Origin of the sequence: Mycobacterium neumannii (genome assembly GCF_048452905.1) — a bacterium.
In the GTDB taxonomy this organism is placed as follows: Bacteria; Actinomycetota; Actinomycetes; order Mycobacteriales; family Mycobacteriaceae; genus Mycobacterium; species Mycobacterium neumannii_B.
In genome coordinates this window covers 309,771-324,217 of sequence record NZ_JBCGVF010000001.1, presented here as the reverse complement: position 1 = coordinate 324,217, position 14,447 = coordinate 309,771, and the positions used below count along the sequence as shown (strand labels likewise).

Sequence of the window (14,447 nt, the reverse complement as noted above, 5' to 3'; positions counted from 1 at the left end):
AAACCATGACTCCAACATCACAGGCTTACGTCATCGACGCGGTTCGCACCGCAATCGGCAAGCGCAACGGATCGCTGGCCGGAGTGCATCCCGTGGATCTGGGCGCTGCCGCATGGCGTGGCCTGTTCGACCGCGTCGACGTGGATCCCGGCGCGGTCGACGACGTCATCGCCGGTTGCGTCGATGCAATCGGTCCGCAGGCCGGCAACATCGCCCGGCTGTCGTGGCTGGCGGCCGGCTACCCAGAAGAGGTGCCGGGCGTCACCGTAGACCGCCAGTGCGGATCCAGTCAGCAGGCCGTTTCCTTTGGCGCACAAGCGATCATGTCTGGAACCGCTGACCTCATCGTCGCCGGTGGCATGCAGAACATGAGCCAGATCCCGATCTCGTCGGCGATGACCGTGGCCGAGCAGTTCGGCTTCACCTCGCCGACCAACGAATCCAAGAGCTGGCTACACCGCTACGGGGATCAGGAGATCTCGCAGTTCCGCGGCGCCGAGCTGATCGCGGAGAAGTGGGACATCTCGCGCGAGGAGATGGAGCAGTACTCGCTGACGAGCCACGAACGGGCACAGGAGGCGATCCGCTCCGGTCACTTCGAAAACGAGATCATTCCGGTCGACGGGTTCGTCACCGACGAAGGCCCCCGCGACACCTCGCTGGAGAAGATGGCCGGCCTCAAGACTCTGGTCGAAGGCGGCCGGCTGACCGCCGCGATGGCCAGCCAGATCTCCGACGGCGCCAGTGCGGTGCTGCTGGCCTCCGAGCAGGCCGTCAAGGACCACGGACTCAAGCCCCGCGCCCGCATCCACCACATCAGCGCCCGCGGCGCCGACCCGGTGTTCATGCTGACCGGGCCGATCCCGGCAACGGAGTACGCGTTGAAGAAGACTGGCCTGTCGATCGAGGACATCGACACCGTCGAGATCAACGAAGCCTTCGCGCCGGTCGTGATGGCCTGGCTCAAGGACACCGGCGCAGACCCCGCGAAGGTCAACCCCAGCGGCGGCGCGATCGCGCTCGGTCATCCGCTGGGCGCGACGGGCGCGAAGTTGTTTGCGACGATGCTGAACACGTTGGAGCGCACCGGCGGTCGCTACGGCCTGCAGACGATGTGCGAAGGCGGCGGCACCGCCAACGTCACGATCATCGAGCGCCTCTAGGCCTCCCGCGGCCCCGCACTGTCGCCCTCGACGAGCTCTCGCATCGTCGCGAACCCGTCATGGCGGTGCGCTCCGAGCGCCCACACCACGGCGATCACAGGCAACAGTGCGAAGGCCGCCCACCAGTTCGCACCGGCCGGAAGGAGGTCGGCGATCACTTCCGTTCGCGGAGTCCCGTTCACGGTGGCCGGCAGCCACTCGTTGAGCAGGACCGCCAGCATGCGCGAGGTCTGAAAAGGCCCGACACTTGTCGCGATAATCCAGCTGACACAAGAGATCCCAAGCGACCACGGCCATGCCAGCAACAACGATTGCCTGTCGACCAGTTCGGCGGCGCAGCGCACGGTCTCGGCGAGGTAGGCGGCGCCGAGCGCAGCCAGGAGCACTCCGATCTGCGCGGTGAGCAGGTCGTTGACCACCGGATGCGCCAGTTCGTCGTCGGGCCGGGTCGGCAGCCCGATCGCCAGGGCGATGAGGCCGGCCACCAGCGCCAGCGTCGCCAGGCGCGCGGCCGTGTCGCTGACGCGGTCGAACGAGTCGACGACGGTTCGAATCACCAAACGTGACGCCGTAGCCGGCGCCGTTCGATACACGACCACCAGCACGAGACCGGAAACGACGATGGCGATCAACCACGTCATCACAGCCGTGCCCACCGCCGTCAGCGCCAGCGATCCCAGGAGCGGGACCAGCACGTCATCAGTGCTGACGCTGCTGCGAATGACGATCAACGGCACGGCGCCGAACGCCACCGCACCCGCCAATCCCAACACCAACGGAACCGTGAATCGCGTGAGATCGGCGGGATTGAGGTCCAGCTTGCGATTGCGGATGGCGTGAATCTCGGTGCTCAGCACCGACCGCACATGCGACAGCCAGCGCACTATGCCTCCGGCATCGCGTCAGTGGTCGTGGATGATCACACCGCGGATGTTGCGCCCCGCCAGCATGTCGTCGTAACCCTCATTGATGTCGTTGAGTTTGTATTCGGCAGTGACGGTTTCGTCGAGAAGGAGCTTGCCGTCACGGTAGAGGTTCAGCAGCCGCGGGATGTCGGCGCGCGGATTGGCCTCGCCGTAGAGGCTGCCCAGCAGCCGCTTCTGGAACAGCGTCATCATCGCCATCGACAGCGTCGGCGTGACATCGGCCATAGAGGCGATGGCGGTCATCACGACCGCACCGCCCTTGCGGATGATGTTGAGCGCCTCGTCGATCATCCGCCCCTCGAGCACGCCCATGGTCAACAGCGCGGAGTCGGCCATCACGCCCCGGGTGAGCTCGGCGACCAGTTCCATCGCCTCCGGCATGTTGGTCACGAAATGGGAGGCGCCGAACCCGAAAGCCTTCTCCCGCTTGTCTTCTACGAGATCGACGACCACGATGTGTTCCGCGCCGGCCAGTCGCGCACCCTGGATCGCGCCGCTGCCGATGCCGCCGCACCCGATGATCACGACCGTGTCGCCCGGGCTGACGTCTGCGGTATTGACGGCCGAACCCCAACCTGTCATCACCCCGCAGCCCAACAGGCAGGCCCGGGCCAGCGGGAAGTCGTCGTCGACCTTGATCACCGATGCCTCCGACAATGTCCCCAACTGCGAGAAACTACCGACGCCGGACAGGATTCCGACGTCGTGACCGCGGACCTTGCGTCGGTACGTTCCGTCGGCCTGCAGGCCGGTCAGGATCAGCGCGCCGAGGTCACACAGGTTCTGATGCCCGCTGGCGCACCAACGGCAGCGCCCGCACGCCGGCAGGAACGACGTGACGACGTGGTCACCGACGTCGAGGTCGCGCACGCCGGGTCCGACTTCGACGACGACGCCCGCGCCCTCGTGGCCACCGATGATCGGCAGCGGCACACCGGCGAAGTCACCCGTGACGACATGGTGGTCCGAGTGGCACAGCCCGGTGGCCTCGAAGGAGACAAGCACTTCGCCATCCTTCGGACCGTCGAGGTCGATCTCCTCGATGCTCCACGGCTCGTTGAGTCCCCACAGAACGGCGGCATTGGTTTTCATGGGCGCGAGTGTAGGAAACCCACGACCGGATTACGGGCGAATCGAAAGGCTTACTGTTCAGTGCGCGAGTGCCAGGCCGCCGAGTGCGACGATCCAGCTGGCGAAGCTGCCGACGAGGAAGTACTCGGTCACTTCGTCGATTCCGATTCCCCGGTTCTCCCGCGCCTTCTGGGCGTTGATCTCCGGGAATCGGATGATGCTCTTGGCGGCGACGACGGCCGTCGCGGCGGCGAGCTGGCCTGCCAGGCCCAGCCCGAGGATGAGCACCCGCTCCATCGGACCGAGGAGCCTCCCGCCCTTCAACCGGTCCGAGGCCTGCGGCTCGCCCGTCGGTTTGACCGAGCCGACGGAGCCAAGCACCAAGCGCACCAACTGATTCCCGGTCACCAGTTGCATCAGCATCACACCGACGATCATCAAGAGTCGGTCGGGGGACACCGCGATGCCGACCCACGCCGGCCACCGCGCCGCCACACCTGCCACCTCCGAACTCCAGCCCGAGAGCAGGATCAGCACCCCGAGCGCACCGCCGAAGACGACCAGCGGTGTCACCTGGTTCCGGCCGGTTCGCTCGGCTCGCGCACTCAACACCACCCAGCCGACGGCGGCCACCGCCGCCACGACGAGCAGCACGATGTCGCCCCACCGCCACAGCCCGGCCGCCGCCGCGCAACCGATCACGACAAGGGGTGCCGCCGCGGCGGACAGCCAGACACGATCGACGAGCCGCCGAAGGACATCGGCGATACCGATCGCGATCAGCAGCACCGCGACCGCGCTCATGGCACCTCCCGCAGATACTGCGCCACGAGCAGGATGAGGTCCAACCCGTCGCGGCCCGCGCGTTGGGACACCGCCGACGCGCTGATGCCCTCGTCCGCCGCGATGGCCTTCTTGGTCTTGCCGGTCAACAGTCCCTTCACAATCCTCAATGAGCGGTCATCGAGCGATCCAATCAGATGGTCCCGACACAACAGCGCGGCATTGATCGCGTCGAGGTCGCGGCGGCTCTCGCATTCGGCCCGAAACGACGTGCGCACCAACGCCAGCCCCGGTTGGCGTTGCGCGGAGGCGGTCCACTCGATTGCTTCGCGGGCGGCCCACCACCCCGGCCCGTCCTGGATCCCGGAGTCCGCATCCAAAACGGTCACGGCACCCCAACCGACACCGAATCGGACGTCGATCCCTGGCGCGACGGCCAGACGAATGGCAAACGCCGCTTCGATCGCCGCGCCGACCGTCCGATAGCTGCCCTGGAACTCGTCACCGACCGTGAATGCGGGTGCGTCGATGGCGTGGCCGTTGGCGTCGACGAGTGCCTTGTCGAGTGCGCGATGCGTGGCGGCGCGATCGGCCACGTGGCGTGAGCCGATCACGTCGCCGATCAACGTGGCGCGCGAGCGCGGTGAAGGTGACCGCTTCAGTGCAGGCATATGAAGATTATAGCTTCACTACTGCAGAATTAAGTGATATCCTTCACTCGATGTAGCCGCTGGCCTGTCGCAGGTGCCCGACCGCGTCGGCAACGATCGTCTCGATCAGTTCCGCGCACGACGGCAGATCGTCCAGGATGCCCGCGACCTGGCCGGAGGCCAGTACTCCCGCGTCCGTATTGCCCTCGACCAAACCGGCTTTCAGGAGCATCGGGGTGTTGGCGGCCATCACCACCTGCGACCACGTCAACTCCTTGCCCTGCCGCATCGCTAGCCCGTCGCGGATCATCGACCGCCACGTCATGCCCGACATCTTCTTGAACTTCTGCGCGTTTCGGACGGCCGCGGAGAATCCCCGAAGTTGCGATCCGCTCTCCAACTTCTCCACCAGGCCGGTGCGTAGCACGCGGTGCGGCATCCCGTCGACACGGGTCGATACGACGGTGCCGTCCAAGCCCGATTCCAGGTAGCGGCGCTTGACCGCATCCGGCACCGTGGAGTCCGACGTCAGCAGGAATCGGGTCCCCATCGCGACACCCGCAGCACCGTACGACAACGCCGCTGCAAGCCCGCGGCCGTCGAAGAAGCCACCGGCCGCAATGACCGGGATCTCGACAGCGTCCAGCACCGACGGCAACAACAATGTCGTCGCGATCGGCCCGGTGTGACCGCCGCCTTCACCGCCCTGCACGATCACCGCATCGGCGCCCCAGCCCGCCACTTTCTTGGCGTGCTTGGCCAGACCGACCGACGGAATCACCACGACGCCGGCTTCTTTGAGCTTGGCGATCAGATCGGGTTTGGGCGCCAGGGCGAACGAGGCGACCTTGACGCCCTCGCGGATCAACAGGTCGATGCGTTCTCCGGCGTCTCCCGCGTCGGCGCGGATGTTGATACCAAAGGGCTTGTCCGTGGTGTTCTTGACCTTGGTGACCGCCGTCTGCAGTTCCTCGAGCGTCATGGTCGCCGACGCCAGGATCCCCAGGCCGCCGGCGTTCGACGTCGCCGAGACCAGTCGCGCACCCGCCACCCAGCCCATGCCGGTCTGGACAACCGGATGCTCGATACCGATGAGCTCGGTCAGCGGTGTGCGCAGTGTGGGTTTGTCCGGCGTGCTCACCGAATTTCCTTGTCCCGCAGTCCCTTGGGGTCGATCACCTCGCGGATCAGCTTCTGCTCGTCTTCGGTGGGGAGCCGGGTCTGCTCGGCGGAGTCCAGCCCGTGCACTTCGAATGAGGTGTTCTCGGCTACCTGTTCGGGCTCGATACCAGGATGCAGAGTAACGGCCCGCATCTGATGATCGGGGCCGTTGAAGTCGAACACGCCGAGGTTCGTGATCACCCGATACACGTTGGCGAACCGGTATGCCGGGTTGTCGGGATCGATTTTGTCCCAACCGATACCGGAGACAATGTCGACGGATTCGCCGAACACGCGCGTCGAGTGGTTGCCTACCCAGTAACTCGTCGCGTGGTTGATGGTGTTGCCCGGTGCCCCGCGCACACCGAACATCTGGCGGGTCGGATGCTGCAGCGGCCCGAATGCCGACAGATTCTGGTTGCCGTAGCGGTCGATCTGGTTGGCGCCCATGACCACATGGCGCCGACCCCAGGCCAGCGTCTCGAAGACGCGACCGAACGGCATCCAACCTTCGATCGCCCCTGCGGTGCCGAGTGCGGGCGTGTCGGCGAGCAGGCGCGCCTCGCCGTCGGTCAGCAGGACGTCGGGGGAGAAGGTCAGCCGGGCCAGTCGGGCGCCGATCGAGGCCATGGTTGTCATCGGGCTGACCATGATCTCACCGGCGTCGCGGAACAACTCGGCGCAGGCGACGGCGCACACTTCGGCACGGGACACCGACATCATTGATCCTCCTGCAGCTTGCGCACCGCAGCCTGGTAGTCGGCTTCGGTGCCGGACAGATAGGTCTGCACGAACTCCTGCCACGAATCGTCGGATTTCGCCGCTTCGGCGTAGTGGCGCTGGAACTTCTCGTCGCGACGGTAGTCAGGCTCGGCCGTCGTGAAGTGCGCACCGTTGGGCGCCTCGACGACGGTGTCTACCATCATCCGGTTGATCAGAAGCGCTTGTGGCGGAACGGCTTTGATCAGTTCATCGGTCGGTACCACTCGCTCGACCGACAGGAACCGGCGTTCGGCCGCCATCAGGTACAGATCGTCGAAGTAGGGGTCGATGCCGGTGTAAGCGGCATTGCCTGCAACGTCACCGAGATTCATGTGGACGAACGCGGCGTCCAGGGTGAGCGCGGGCATCGCGACGAGTTCTTCGTAGGCCTCCCCCGTGGGATAGGGGGACCGCACGGTCTTCAGCTCGTCACCCCAGAACGCGCGGACATCGCTGCCCAGCCCGGCCCGGATCGGGAGGAACGGCAGTCGCTGGGCCGCGGCCTGCAGCCCGCACCGAAGCATGCCCTCGTCCATCTCGCGGGCCTCGATCGCGCCGGTGGTACGCGCCTTGGCGAACCACGGGTCATAGAACGGCGGCGAGTCGAGCGACACGAAGCCGTAGTAGGCACGCTTCACCTTGCCCGCCGCGCACAGGAGCCCGAGGTCGGGCCCGCCGTATGTGACGACGGTGAGGTCGGTGACGTCGGTGCGCAGCAGCGCCCGCACGAACGCCATCGGCTTGCGCCGAGAACCCCAGCCGCCGATTCCGATGGTCATCCCATTGCGAATCTGCGAGACGGCGTCGTCGAGAGTTGTTCTCTTGTCGCTCATTTGGCTCCCTTGTCGGTGCCGGCGAACGCGTCGCGGTGCTCGTCGGACACGCCCGCGAGGTTCAGCTCGAATGTGAAGCCCTGCTCCATGCGGTAGCTGGAGTTCACCCTCTGTACGTCGATCAAGTTCAGCGCCTCCTTGGCCGCCCGGATCACCCGGGTGTCCTTGGCGGCGATGTCGCGCGCGACGCGCAGCGCGGTCTCGTCGAGTTGATCGAGCGGAACCACCTCATGCACCGAGCCGAAGTGGTGCAGTGTCGCCGCATCGACCGTGGCGGCGGTGAAGAACAACCGGCGCATCATGTGCTGGGGCACCAGGCGCGACAGGTGCGTCGCCGCGCCGAGTGCGCCACGTTCGACCTCCGGCAGCCCGAACGTCGCATCATCGGAGGCCACGATGACGTCCGCGTTGCCGACCAGCCCGATGCCGCCGCCGACACAGAAGCCGTTGACGGCGGCGACCACCGGGACCGCACACTCGTAGACCGCCTTGAACGCCGCATAGCAACCGCGGTTGGCGTCGATCAGCGCGGTGAAGCCCTCCGTGCGCTGCATCTCCTTGATGTCGACACCGGCATTGAAGCCTCGGCCGGTCGCACGCAGGATCACGACATGCGTCTCCGGGTCGGCTCCGGCCTTGGTGATCTCGTCGGCGAGTTCGAACCAGCCGCGCGACGGAATCGCGTTGACCGGCGGGTAGTCGACGGTGACCGAGACGATCCCCGGTTCGGTGATGGTCGAGTTGATAGTCATCTGAGCTCCCGAGCACTTCCTGGGTCCGGTAGGAAAGCAAGCACTTGCTTGGTACGCTAGCACAGTGACCGACCTGCAAGACATGAACCTCGGCCTCGAAGGCAGGGTGGTGCTGGTGACCGGTGGTGTGCGCGGGGTCGGCGCCGGCATCAGCGCCGTGTTCGCCGATCAGGGCGCCACCGTCGTCACGTGTGCCCGTCGGCCAGTCGAGGGCCTGCCGTACGAGTTCCACGCCTGCGATGTGCGTGACGACGACGCGGTCGCCTCTATGGTCGAGACCGTCGCCGAACGTCACGGTCGTATCGATGTGGTGATCAACAATGCGGGCGGATCGCCGTACGTGCTCGCCGCGGAGTCGTCGGCGAAGTTCAGCCGCAAGATCGTCGAACTCAATCTTCTGGGGCCGCTCTCGGTGTCCACCCACGCGAATGCGCGGATGCAGAAGCAGGAACGTGGCGGGTCGATCATCAACATCGCCAGCGTGAGCGGGCGCAGGCCCACGCCTGGCACCGCACCATACGGGGCGGCCAAAGCCGGCATGGAGAGCCTCACCTGCACGTTGGCCGTCGAGTGGGCGCCGAAGGTTCGCGTCAACTCGGTCGTGGTGGGCATGGTCGAGACCGAACAGTCCGAACTTTTCTACGGTGATGCGGATTCCATCGCGGCGATCTCGCGCAACGTCCCGCTGGGCCGCCTCGCCAAACCGGCGGACGTGGGTTGGGCCGCGGCATTCCTGGCGTCCGACGCGGCGTCGTACATCAGCGGCGCATCGCTCGAAGTGCACGGCGGCGGTGAGCCACCACATTACCTCGCAACCACCACTGCTGACATCAAATAGCGCGCTCAAACAAGCAAGGAGACAACAGATATGGGTTTGCTCGACGGCCGAGTGGTCATCGTGACGGGGTCCGGCGGCGGTATCGGCCGCGCGCACGCTCTCGCATTCGCCGCCGAGGGCGCCCGCGTGGTGGTCAACGACATTGGAGTCGGCCTCGACGGGTCGCCCGCCGGCGGTGGTAGCGCCGCGCAAAGCGTAGTCGACGAAATCACCGCCGCCGGTGGGGAAGCCGTGGCCAATGGCGCCAACATCGCCGACTGGACCCAGGCCGAGGGCCTGATCCAGGCCGCGGTCGACACGTTCGGCGGGCTCGACGTTCTGGTGAACAACGCCGGCATCGTTCGCGACCGGATGTTCGCCAACACCAGCGAAGAGGAGTTCGACGCCGTCATCGCCGTGCACCTCAAGGGACACTTCGCCACCATGCGGCATGCCGGGGCGTACTGGCGCGCCCAAGTCAAGAGCAGAAACGCCGGCCCCGACACCCTCAATGCGCGCATCATCAACACGAGCTCGGGCGCCGGACTGCAAGGCAGTGTGGGACAAGCGAATTACAGCGCCGCCAAGGCGGGCATCGCGGCGCTGACCCTGGTCGCCTCCGCCGAGATGGGGCGTTACGGCGTCACGGTCAACGCCATCGCGCCGTCGGCGCGGACCCGCATGACCGAGACGGTGTTCGCCGACATGATGGCCACTCAGGATCGGGACTTCGACGCGATGGCGCCGGAGAACATCTCGCCGCTGGTGGTCTGGCTGGGAAGCGTCGAGTCTAAAGATGTCACCGGCCGCATGTTCGAGGTCGAAGGCGGCATCATCCGAGTCGCCGAGGGGTGGGCGCACGGACCCGAGGTCGACAAGGGCGCGCGCTGGGATGCGGCCGAGCTCGGTCCGGTGGTCGCCGATCTGCTGGCGAAAGCGCGTCCGCCCGTGCCGGTCTACGGCGCGTGAGCGGCCGGGTCGTCGGTCAGGGTTCGCACACCACCAACGGGATCACCCGGTCGGTCCAGGACTGGTAATCCTCGTACGTCGGGTACATCTCGACCAGCCGCGGCCAGTACGTCGCGCGTTCCTCTTCGGTGGCGTCACGCGCGATCAGGTCGAGCACCTCGCTTTTGATCTGCACCTGAACGCGGGGATCGGCCTTGAGGTTCAGGTACCACATCGGGTGCTTGTCGCTGCCGCCCTTCGACGCGGCGACGATGACCTTGTCGCCGTCGCGGTGGAAGTACAGCGGGCTGACCCGCGGTTGGCCGCTCTTGCGCCCCGTCGTCGTCAGTAGGGCCACCGGTATGCCCTGGAACTCGCCGCCGAGTCCTTCACCGTTGTTGCGGCGATACATGAAGGTGTTGAGCCTCGACATCTGTTTGACGAAGAAGTCCGATGCCTTCGTATCCATGAAGCGTGGCCGCGACTTTGGCATGGCCGTCATCCTATGCTCGGTCGATGGGCACAGTCTCTGACACCGATCGCATCGCCGCCGCGGAGTCCTATATCGATGCGCTGGTCAGCCATCGCGGCGACGACGTCCCCTTCGCGCCGGACTGCATCAGGATCGAGAACGGTCTCAAGACCGGCTTCTCGGGTGCGCATCTGCGCCGCAGCCTGAATAGCGGGCCACAGTTCCGGATCATCTCGGCGATCGTCGATCGCGAATTCCGCGTCGACGGCGACGAAGTGCACGCCACGTTCACCGTCGTCACGAAGCCGCGAATCGCCGGGCGGCGCGTGGGTGCCCGCACCGAGGAGACCTTCCTCATTCCGGCTCACGACGGGAAAATCCACCACATTCACGCGCGCGTGCGACCGGTACTCATGCGCGACTGAGCCCGTCGGCGCAAACCGCTTCCCCGCCCGACGATTTCGGGCAGTCGCCGGAAGCGTGCTCAGATCCGTTCGATGATCGTCCCGGTGGACAGCGCACCGCCTGCGCACATCGTGATCAACGCGGTGCTCTTGTCGGTGCGCTCCAACTCGTGCAGGGCGGTGGTGATCAGCCGGCTGCCGGTGCTGCCGACGGGGTGGCCGAGCGCGATCGCGCCGCCGTTGACATTGACGCGGTCCATGTCGGGTTCGTGTACTCGGGCCCACGACAGGACGACCGAGGCGAAGGCCTCGTTGATCTCGACGATGTCGATGTCGCCCATCTTCATACCGGCCTTTTCGAGCACCTTCGCCGTCGACTGAACCGGCCCGTCGAGGTGGTAGTACGGCTCGGCTCCGACCAGCGCCTGGCTCACGATGCGCGCCCGCGGGCGCAGGCCGTGGGCTTTGGCCACATCACTGTCCATCCACAGCACGGCTGCCGCACCGTCGGAGATCTGCGACGAGGTACCCGCGGTATGGATGCCGTCCTCGAGCACCGGCTTCAGCGATGCCAAACCCTCGAGAGTGGTGTCACGCAGGCCCTGATCGCGTGTCACGACGTGGCGCTCGCTGGTGGGCTGTTTCTGCTCGTCGAGCACGGGAGCCTCGATGCCGCTGATTTCGCGGTCGAACCGGCCCTCGGCCCACGCCTGCTTGGCCTTGCGCTGCGACTCGAAGCCGAACTGGTCGATGTCCTCGCGGGTGATCCCGCGCCGTTTGGCGATTCGCTCGGCGGCGGTGAACTGGTCGGGCAGGTCGATGTCCCACGACGCCGGTCGCAGGATGCTGCGGTCGGGGCCTGCGTTGGCGCCCAGACCGACGCGGCTCATCGCCTCGATGCCACAGGCGATGCCGATGTCGATGGCGCCCGCCGCGATCAAGCCGGCGATGAGGCCGTTGGCCTGCTGGCCGCTGCCGCACTGGCAGTCCACGGTCATCGCGCCGACGTGCTCGGGCAGGCCGGCCACCAGCCAGCTCACCCGGGTGATGTTGTTGGACTGTTCGCCGTACTGCGTGACACAGCCCCCGACGACCTGCTCGACATCAGCGGCGTCGATCCCGGCCTTCTCCACGACGGCCTTCTGGGTGGCGCCGAGCAACTCGGTGGCGTGCAGACCGGACAGCCAGCCGTTGCGCTTACCGATGGGGCTACGGGTGGCTTCGACGATGACAGGGTTACCCATTCCGTCAGGCTAGAACACGTTTCATTACTCTGACAAGCGGCGTTGATGACCTGCCTTTTATCTGCGCAGAAGGCATGTTTTACTGGCACTAGAACATGTTGCAATAACTGTTGCGGAGGAGCTTCCCCCATGCCTTGCCCGAATATCCCAGCCGACTTCGACTTCCTCGACGCGAGCCTGAACCTGGAGCGCCTGCCCGTCGAAGAGCTGGCCGAATTGCGCGAGTCCGAGCCGATCCACTGGGTCGACGTGCCGAGCGGCACCGGCGGCTTCGGCGACAAGGGTTACTGGCTGGTGACCAAGCACGCCGACGTCAAAGAGGTCTCGAAGCGCAACGACGTGTTCGGCAGCTCGCCGGACGGCGCCATCCCGGTCTGGCCGCAGGACATGACGCGCGATGCCATCGACCTGCAGAAGGCCGTCCTGCTGAACATGGACGCGCCGCAGCACACCCGTCTTCGCAAGATCATCTCGCGCGGCTTCACGCCTCGTGCCGTGGGACGGCTGGAAGACGAACTGCGTTCCCGGGCGCAGAAGATCGCCGAGACCGCCGCGGCCGAGGGCTCGGGCGACTTCGTCGAACAGGTCTCGTGCGAACTCCCGCTGCAGGCCATCGCCGAACTGCTCGGCGTGCCGCAGGACGACCGCGACAAGATCTTCCGTTGGTCCAACGAGATGACCGCCGGCGAAGACCCCGAGTACGCCCACGTGGATCCTGCGGTGTCGTCGTTCGAGTTGATCCAGTACGCGATGAAGATGGCCGAGGAGCGGGCCAAGAACCCGACCGAAGACATCGTCACCAAGCTGATCGAGGCCGACATCGAAGGCGAGAAGCTCTCCGATGACGAGTTCGGCTTCTTCGTCGTGATGCTCGCGGTCGCCGGTAACGAGACCACCCGCAACTCCATCACCCACGGCATGATCGCGTTCTCGCAGAACCCCGACCAGTGGGAGCTCTACAAGCGCGAACGCCCCGAGACCGCCGCCGACGAGATCGTCCGTTGGGCCACTCCGGTTTCGGCCTTCCAGCGCACCGCGTTGGAGGATGTCGAGTTGGGTGGCGTGCAAATCAAGAAGGGTCAGCGGGTCGTGATGTCCTACCGCTCAGCCAACTTCGACGAAGAGGTCTTCGAGAACCCGCACAAGTTCGACATCCTGCGCGATCCCAATCCGCATGTCGGCTTCGGCGGCACCGGCGCGCACTACTGCATCGGCGCGAACCTGGCGAAGATGACCATCAACCTGATCTTCAATGCGGTCGCCGATCACATGCCCGACCTCAAGCCGATCGGCGAACCCGAGCGGCTCAAGTCGGGCTGGCTCAACGGGATCAAGCACTGGCAGGTGGATTACACCGGAAAGTGCCCGGTCACCAACAGCTGACGACGTAAGTTGTAGCGACTGCGAAATTTCCCGGTATCAAGGAGGATTCGGGTGGACTTCAGTCCAGACGAAGGGCAGCAGGCTGTCGCCGACGTGGTGACCTCGGTGCTGACCCGGGACAACAGCTGGGACGCACTGGTGTCCGGAGGCGTGACGGCCCTGGCGGTCCCGGAGCGTCTCGGCGGCGACGGCGTCGGCCTGCCCGAGGTGGCCACCGCGCTCACCGAAATCGGTAGGCACGCCACGATCGGCCCCGCGTTGGCCACGCTGGGTCTGGGGTTGCTGCCGCTTCTCGAGTCGGCGACGGACGAGCAGCAGGACCGCTATCTGTCCGGGGTCGCCAAAGGCGCGGTGCTCTCGGCCGCGCTCAACGAGCCGGGGGCGCCGCTGCCGGATCGGCCCGCGGTGTCGTTCGCCGACGGCCGGCTCAGCGGTACCAAAGTCGCCGTTCCCTATGCGGAACAGGCGGATTGGCTCGTCGTCACCGCCGACAGCGCCGTGGTGGTGGTGTCGGCGAAGGCCGACGGCGTGGTGGTGACCAAGACGCCGACGTCCAACCACGGTGACGAGTACTCGGTGACGTTCACCGACGCCGCCGTCGACGGCGCGCTCGAGGGCGCCCAGCCCCGACGGATCAATCAGCTGGCCCTCGCCGCGATCGGCGCGTTCGCATCGGGTCTGGTCGCAGGCGCACTGCGGCTCACCGCCGACTACGTGGCCAACCGCGAGCAGTTCGGCAAGCCGCTGTCGACCTTCCAGACCGTCGCCGCGCAGCTGGCCGAGGTGTACATCGCCTCGCGCACACTGACATTGGCGTCGAACTCGGTGACCTGGCGACTATCTGAGGGGCGCGACGCTGACGACGATATCGACATCCTCGGATACTGGCTGGCTTCGCAGGCGCCTCCGGTGATGCAGCTTTGCCATCACCTGCACGGCGGCATGGGTATGGACATCGCCTACCCGATGGACCGCTACTACTCCTCGATCAAGGACCTTGCCCGCCTCGTGGGTGGTCCGTCACACCGGCTCGACTTGGTGGGAGCCGCGCTGGGCGAGCGAAGCGAGGGGAAATAGG

The 14,447-nt window shown here is 66.1% G+C and carries 16 protein-coding genes; 6 read left to right on the top strand and 10 right to left on the bottom strand.

Annotated elements, in window-relative coordinates; all coding sequences use genetic code 11:
* Positions 1-5: 5 nt before the first annotated feature.
* Positions 6-1,163, top strand: a complete 1,158-nt coding sequence (gene fadA6, locus AAHH99_RS01490) for a steroid 3-ketoacyl-CoA thiolase FadA6 (RefSeq protein WP_418767087.1) — start codon at positions 6-8, stop codon at positions 1,161-1,163.
* Here fadA6 and AAHH99_RS01485 read toward each other — a convergent pair.
* Genes AAHH99_RS01485 through echA20 form a run of 8 tightly spaced genes read right to left on the bottom strand, consistent with a single transcriptional unit; the run spans position 1,160 to position 8,101 of the window.
* A complete protein-coding gene (locus AAHH99_RS01485; RefSeq protein ID WP_418767086.1) occupies positions 1,160-2,047 on the bottom strand; it encodes a hypothetical protein in 888 nt (295 codons plus the stop codon). The two genes, fadA6 and AAHH99_RS01485, sit on opposite strands and share 4 nt — an antisense overlap.
* A gap of 18 nt (positions 2,048-2,065) precedes the next feature.
* Positions 2,066-3,181, bottom strand: a complete 1,116-nt coding sequence (locus AAHH99_RS01480; protein WP_418767085.1) for an NDMA-dependent alcohol dehydrogenase — start codon at positions 3,179-3,181, stop codon at positions 2,066-2,068.
* A gap of 57 nt (positions 3,182-3,238) precedes the next feature.
* A complete protein-coding gene (locus AAHH99_RS01475; protein WP_418767084.1) occupies positions 3,239-3,964 on the bottom strand; it encodes a hypothetical protein in 726 nt (241 codons plus the stop codon).
* Positions 3,961-4,614 (bottom strand): SatD family protein, encoded by a 654-nt coding sequence (locus tag AAHH99_RS01470; protein WP_418767083.1) that lies wholly within the window; start codon positions 4,612-4,614, stop codon positions 3,961-3,963. The genes AAHH99_RS01475 and AAHH99_RS01470 overlap by 4 nt, the downstream gene beginning before the upstream one ends.
* A gap of 43 nt (positions 4,615-4,657) precedes the next feature.
* Entirely contained in the window at positions 4,658-5,710 is a 1,053-nt protein-coding gene (gene ipdC, locus AAHH99_RS01465) for a (3aS,4S,5R,7aS)-5-hydroxy-7a-methyl-1-oxo-octahydro-1H-indene-4-carboxyl-CoA dehydrogenase (protein WP_418767564.1), read from the bottom strand.
* 20 nt (positions 5,711-5,730) lie between these two features.
* The gene (ipdB, locus tag AAHH99_RS01460) at positions 5,731-6,477 is read right to left on the bottom strand and encodes a cholesterol ring-cleaving hydrolase subunit IpdB (protein WP_418767082.1); all 747 of its coding nucleotides are present in this window, start codon (positions 6,475-6,477) and stop codon (positions 5,731-5,733) included.
* A complete protein-coding gene (ipdA, locus tag AAHH99_RS01455; RefSeq protein ID WP_418767081.1) occupies positions 6,474-7,349 on the bottom strand; it encodes a cholesterol ring-cleaving hydrolase subunit IpdA in 876 nt (291 codons plus the stop codon). The genes ipdB and ipdA overlap by 4 nt, the downstream gene beginning before the upstream one ends.
* A complete protein-coding gene (gene echA20, locus AAHH99_RS01450; protein ID WP_418767080.1) occupies positions 7,346-8,101 on the bottom strand; it encodes a (7aS)-7a-methyl-1,5-dioxo-2,3,5,6,7,7a-hexahydro-1H-indene-carboxyl-CoA hydrolase in 756 nt (251 codons plus the stop codon). The genes ipdA and echA20 overlap by 4 nt, the downstream gene beginning before the upstream one ends.
* Before the next feature lie 82 nt (positions 8,102-8,183).
* Here echA20 and AAHH99_RS01445 point away from each other — a divergent pair, with 82 nt between their 5' ends.
* Positions 8,184-8,939: an SDR family oxidoreductase gene (locus tag AAHH99_RS01445; protein ID WP_418767563.1), complete on the top strand. Its 756-nt coding sequence runs from the start codon at positions 8,184-8,186 to the stop codon at positions 8,937-8,939.
* Between the two features lie 30 nt (positions 8,940-8,969).
* Positions 8,970-9,887 carry an SDR family oxidoreductase gene (locus tag AAHH99_RS01440; protein WP_418767079.1) on the top strand — a complete coding sequence of 306 codons (918 nt, stop codon included), beginning with the start codon at positions 8,970-8,972 and terminating at the stop codon, positions 9,885-9,887.
* Positions 9,888-9,903: 16 nt separating this feature from the next.
* Here the strand turns inward: AAHH99_RS01440 and AAHH99_RS01435 are convergent, their stop codons facing one another.
* Positions 9,904-10,359 (bottom strand): nitroreductase family deazaflavin-dependent oxidoreductase, encoded by a 456-nt coding sequence (locus AAHH99_RS01435; RefSeq protein ID WP_418767562.1) that lies wholly within the window; start codon positions 10,357-10,359, stop codon positions 9,904-9,906.
* Positions 10,360-10,382: 23 nt separating this feature from the next.
* On the opposite strand from AAHH99_RS01435, the gene AAHH99_RS01430 reads away from it, so the two are divergent.
* The gene (locus AAHH99_RS01430) at positions 10,383-10,763 is read left to right on the top strand and encodes a hypothetical protein (RefSeq protein WP_418767078.1); all 381 of its coding nucleotides are present in this window, start codon (positions 10,383-10,385) and stop codon (positions 10,761-10,763) included.
* A 59-nt stretch (positions 10,764-10,822) separates the two neighbouring features.
* Here AAHH99_RS01430 and AAHH99_RS01425 read toward each other — a convergent pair whose 3' ends face one another.
* The gene (locus AAHH99_RS01425) at positions 10,823-11,986 is read right to left on the bottom strand and encodes a steroid 3-ketoacyl-CoA thiolase (protein ID WP_418767077.1); all 1,164 of its coding nucleotides are present in this window, start codon (positions 11,984-11,986) and stop codon (positions 10,823-10,825) included.
* Positions 11,987-12,115: 129 nt separating this feature from the next.
* On the opposite strand from AAHH99_RS01425, the gene AAHH99_RS01420 reads away from it, so the two are divergent.
* Positions 12,116-13,369 carry a cytochrome P450 gene (locus AAHH99_RS01420; protein WP_418767076.1) on the top strand — a complete coding sequence of 418 codons (1,254 nt, stop codon included), beginning with the start codon at positions 12,116-12,118 and terminating at the stop codon, positions 13,367-13,369.
* 51 nt (positions 13,370-13,420) lie between these two features.
* Complete coding sequence (locus AAHH99_RS01415) at positions 13,421-14,446, top strand: acyl-CoA dehydrogenase family protein (RefSeq protein ID WP_418767075.1); 1,026 nt, start codon at positions 13,421-13,423, stop codon at positions 14,444-14,446.
* Position 14,447: the final 1 nt, after the last annotated feature.